The following is a 4,643-nucleotide window of genomic DNA, read 5'->3' on the forward strand; positions in this document are numbered from 1 at the left end:
GCCCTGTCGGGTACCGGCGCGGGGCAGTCCGCCGCCTGGTCGGACGTCGGCCCGGGCACCCACACGGTGATCGTGATGTGCTCGAACGGGACGACCGCGGGCACCCAGTCCATCGTCGTCTCCCCCGCCGCCGTTCCCTCCTCCGGCCCGTCGGTCACCGCCTCGCCCTCGCCGTCCCTCGGAGTGATGGGCGGCATCGGAGGGAGCTCCACGGACTACGGGACGGTGACACTGGTGGCGGGCGGCGCGCTCGTCGGTACCGGTCTCGTCGCCACGGCCTGGTACCTGCGCAGACGCAACAGACCGAACCGGTTCTGAGCCGGCCCCGGTCGCCACCACGTCCGCGCGCTCCGGTCGGGCGGCCGGCGTCACGTTTGCCCGGGGCCCGAACCGTCCGGCTCCGCACGCCGGGAGCCGGACGGTTCTGCGCGCGCGGGGCCCCGCGGCTCGGCTCCCTCGACGTCCGCCGGCCGCGCGTTCACCGTGCGCTGCGCACTGCCCTCGTTCTCCGGTTCCTCCCGGTTCTCCGCGTTCCGGTTGAACTCCGGGATCTCCGCGAACTCCGCGAGCGCGTGCCCGAGCCACCCGGTCCAGAAGGTCTCCAGGTCGATGCCGGCCCGGAGCACCAGGTGCCGGAGCCGGTCGTCCGGGGCGTCCCTGCCGGGCGGGAAGTCCCGTCGTTCGATTTCCTGGTACTCCGCCAACTGCCTTTCGTGCAGCTCCAGATGGCGGCGGAGATCGGCCTCGAGGCCCTCGGCGCCGACCACCGCCGCCGCCCTCAGCCGCAGCAGCAGCGCGTCGCGCATCGGCTTGGGGTCCTGCGACGTGGAGGCCCAGCGGGCCAGTTCGACGCGTCCCGCGGGCAGGACCTCGTAGGCCTTCTTCTGCCCGCGGGCGGGCTGTCCGGCGGACAGGGCCCGGATCAGGCTCTCGGCCTCCAGTTTCCCCAGCTCACGGTAGATCTGCTGATGCGTCGCGGACCAGAAGTAGCCGATCGACTTGTCGAAGCGACGGGTCAGCTCCAGCCCCGACGACGGCTTCTCGAGCAGGGCGGTGAGGATCGCGTGCGGGAGTGACATGATCCCATCCTAGGGACGGCCCGGGGCCGGCTCAGAGAGCCGCCGCCAGCTCCATCCCCTGCTTGATGGCCCGCTTGGCGTCCAGCTCGGCGGCCACGTCGGCGCCGCCGATCAGATGGACGGGACGGCCGGCGGCGACCAGCTCCTCGTACAGGTCGCGGCGCGGTTCCTGGCCGGTGCACAGGACGATCGTGTCCACCTCCAGGACGGTGCTCTCGCCGTCGACGGTGACGTGCAGTCCCGCGTCGTCGATACGGTCGTAGCGCACACCGGAGACCATGGTGACGCCGCGGTGCCTCAGTTCGGCGCGGTGGATCCAGCCGGTGGTCTTGCCCAGGCCCGCGCCGACCTTGGAGGTCTTGCGCTGGAGCAGGTGGACGGTGCGCGGCGGGGCGGGCCGCTCGGGTGCGGCGAGGCCGCCGGGCGTGCGGTGGTCCATGTCGACGCCCCAGTGGCGGAAGTACGTCTCGGGGTTCTCGTGGGCCTTGTCGCCGCCGTCGGTGAGGAACTCGGCGACGTCGAAGCCGATGCCGCCCGCACCGAGGACGGCGACCCGGTCGCCCACGGGGGCGCCGTCGCGCAGGACGTCGAGGTAGCCGAGCACGCTCGGGTGGTCGACGCCGGGGAGGTCGGGGACGCGGGGGGTGACACCGGTGGCGACGACGACCTCGTCGTGGCCTGCCACGTCGTCGGCCGTGACCCGGGTGTCCAGGCGTACGTCGACGGCCAGTTCGGCGAGCCTGGTGCGGTAGTAGCGCAGGGTCTCGTCGAACTCCTGCTTGCCGGGGACCTTGCGGGCGACGTTGAGCTGGCCGCCGACCTCGCTCGCGGCGTCGAAGAGGGTGACGTCGTGGCCGCGTTCGGCGGCGCTGACGGCACACGCGAGGCCGGCCGGTCCGGCGCCGACGACCGCGACGCGCTTGCGGCGCCTGGTCGGGGACAGCACCAGCTCGGTCTCATGGCAGGCGCGCGGATTGACCAGGCAGGAGGTGATCTGCAGGTTGAAGGTGTGGTCCAGGCAGGCCTGGTTGCAACCGATGCAGGTGTTGATCGCCTCGGGCCGGCCGTCCGCGGCCTTGGCCACGAAGTCGGGATCGGCGAGCATCGGGCGGGCCATCGACACCATGTCGGCGTACCCCTCGGTGAGCAACTGCTCGGCGAGTTCGGGGGTGTTGATCCGGTTGGTGGTGACGAGCGGGACCGAGACCTCGCCCATCAGCCGCTTGGTCACCCAGGTGTAGGCACCGCGCGGTACGGAGGTGGCGATGGTGGGGATGCGGGCCTCGTGCCAGCCGATGCCCGTGTTGATGATCGTGGCACCGGCCGCCTCGACGGCCCTGGCCAGCGTGATCACCTCGTCCAGGGTCGAGCCGCCGGGGACGAGGTCCAGCATGGAGAGCCGGTAGATGAGGATGAAGTCCTCGCCGACCGCCTCGCGCACCCGGCGGACGACCTCGATGGGGAAGCGTGTCCGGTTCTCGTACGAGCCGCCCCAGCGGTCGGTGCGGTGGTTGGTCTGCGCGGCGATGAACTCGTTGATCAGGTAGCCCTCGGAGCCCATGATCTCGACTCCGTCGTAACCGGCCTGCCGGGCGAGGCGGGCGGTCTGGGCGTAGTCGTCGATGGTGCGCTCGATGTCCGCGTCGGTCAGTTCGCGGGGTGTGAACGGACTGATCGGCGCCTTGAGGGGGCTGGGGGCGACCAGGTCCCGGTGGTAGGCGTACCGGCCGACGTGCAGGATCTGCAGGGCGATGCGTCCGCCCTCGCGGTGCACGGCCTCGGTGATGACTCGATGCCGTTCCGCCTCCTCGTCGGTGGTGAGCTTCGCGCCGCCCTCACCGACCCGCCCCTCGTCATTGGGCGCGATGCCTCCGGTGACGATGAGGCCGACACCGCCGCGGGCGCGGGCGGCGTAGAACTCTGCCAGGCGCGTGAAGCCGTTCTCGGCCTCCTCCAGGCCTACGTGCATGGAGCCCATGAGGACCCGGTTGGGCAGAGTGGTGAAGCCCAGGTCGAGGGGGGTCAGCAGGTGCGGGTAACGGCTCATCGGGCCCTCCGTGCGCGGTGTGGTCCCTCTGTTGTAGAGGACGCGCACCCGCTTTTGCAACTAGTTGCATAAGCGTGGTGGAGGGCACACCGGCCCGGCGGCGGTCACCGGCTTTCGAGGCGGACGTGCAACTCCTCCTCCTGGTCCCCGGAGACCGCGCTCAGATCGTGCACCGTGAACAGGTCGTCCAGGGTGGCGCGGAACCGGTCGATCGCCCAGTAGCCGCCGTGCACGTCGGCGTCGACCGAGGACGCCAGCCGCACCGGACCGCCCGGGCGGGCGCCGCCCTCGTGCGGGTCGGCGACGTCGAACGTGCCGAGCCACACCGTCGGACGGGTGTCGGAGAACTTCTCCGGTATGTCGTCGGAGCGCCGGTCGGACGTGAAGTACGCACCCAGTGCGTCGAACACGATCTGTGCGTCGTGCCTGTCGCACCCGCTGAGCTCGACCGAGACGGATTCCGGGTGCGGTCGTTCGCTGCCCATGGTGATCGCTCCTCTCCTCGCCACGCCTGCCAGGCCGTGTCATGCCTTGACAAGGGGCGTTCCCGCCTTTCTCCCGGCAAAACACCTTGTGCGCGGGGGTACCACCGCGCACGACCGGCGTGCCCGCGGGATCGCGGGGCACCCGGCGGAGGGAGGAAAGACGGTGGAGAAGACAGCCCAAGAGGCGGAAAATCGCCCCCACGCGCGGTAGAACAGGTGATGTCGGCACCGTCACGACGTGCTGCGGAGATCGGTGAAGGCGGGGCGTGCGATGAGTTCATCCGGGTCACCCCTGGTCGAGGGCGACGGAGACGGGGCGGTCCCCGGGCCTGTCCGTCCCAGCGGGCTGCTCGACGTGCTGCGCGTGGCCTCGGTGGTGCTGGACCCCGAGGGCCGGATCGTGCTGTGGAGCCCTCAGGCCGAGGAACTGTTCGGGTACGGCGCCGAGGAGGCGCTGGGCCAGTACGCCGCCCGGATCATGGTGCACGAGCAGTATCTGGATCTGGTCGTCAAGCTGTTCTCCGACGTCATGCGGACCGGGCGGAGCTGGGCCGGGGCGTTCCCCATCCGGCGCAAGGACGGCAGCACCCGGCTCGTGGAGTTCCGCAACGTGCGGCTGACCGACGACCAGGGTGCCGTCTACGCCCTCGGTCTCGCGGTCGACCAGGCGACCGTGCGCCGGATGGAGCAGGACGTGGCACTGTCCACCCGGATCGTCGCCCAGTCCCCGATCGGGCTGGCTGTCCTGGACACCGACCTGCGCTACGTCTCGGTCAACCCGGCACTCGAACGGCTCAACGGCGTCCCGGTCGAGGAACACCTGGGCCGCACGGTCCCCGAGGTACTGCCGCAGCTGGACATCGGCAGCGTCGAGGCCACCGCGAGGCAGGTCCTGGAGACGGGGGAGCCGGTCGTCGACCAGTTCATGATCGGCCGGACCCCGGCCGATCCCGACGAGGACCACGCCTGGTCCGCTTCCCTGTTCCGGCTGGAGAACGCGCTCGGCTCGGTGCTGGGCGTGGCCCTGTCGGT

At 71.2% G+C, this 4,643-nt stretch carries 3 protein-coding genes and 2 pseudogenes; 2 read left to right on the forward strand and 3 right to left on the reverse strand.

The window, feature by feature from the left end; genetic code table 11:
• Nucleotides 1–318, forward strand: a pseudogene (locus TU30_RS32540) (hypothetical protein); the annotation flags it as partial.
• 227 nt (nucleotides 319–545) lie between these two features.
• On the opposite strand, the pseudogene TU30_RS32545 reads toward TU30_RS32540, so the two are convergent.
• From TU30_RS32545 to TU30_RS32555, 3 genes and pseudogenes are all read right to left on the reverse strand, one after another.
• Nucleotides 546–1,079: pseudogene (locus TU30_RS32545) on the reverse strand (PadR family transcriptional regulator); the annotation flags it as partial.
• A gap of 31 nt (nucleotides 1,080–1,110) precedes the next feature.
• Nucleotides 1,111–3,126, reverse strand: coding sequence for an NADPH-dependent 2,4-dienoyl-CoA reductase (locus tag TU30_RS32550; protein WP_042177188.1), 2,016 nt, complete (start codon nucleotides 3,124–3,126; stop codon nucleotides 1,111–1,113).
• 104 nt (nucleotides 3,127–3,230) lie between these two features.
• On the reverse strand, nucleotides 3,231–3,611 hold the full coding sequence (locus tag TU30_RS32555; protein ID WP_042177191.1) for a hypothetical protein: 381 nt from the start codon (nucleotides 3,609–3,611) through the stop codon (nucleotides 3,231–3,233).
• A gap of 271 nt (nucleotides 3,612–3,882) precedes the next feature.
• Between TU30_RS32555 and TU30_RS32560 the strand changes: the two genes are divergently transcribed.
• Nucleotides 3,883–4,643 (forward strand): PAS domain-containing protein (locus TU30_RS32560; RefSeq protein WP_042177196.1); only part of this gene is annotated, 761 nt, incomplete at its 3' end.

The sequence above is a fragment of the Streptomyces sp. NBRC 110035 genome, from assembly GCF_000829695.1.
GTDB lineage: Bacteria > Actinomycetota > Actinomycetes > Streptomycetales > Streptomycetaceae > Streptomyces.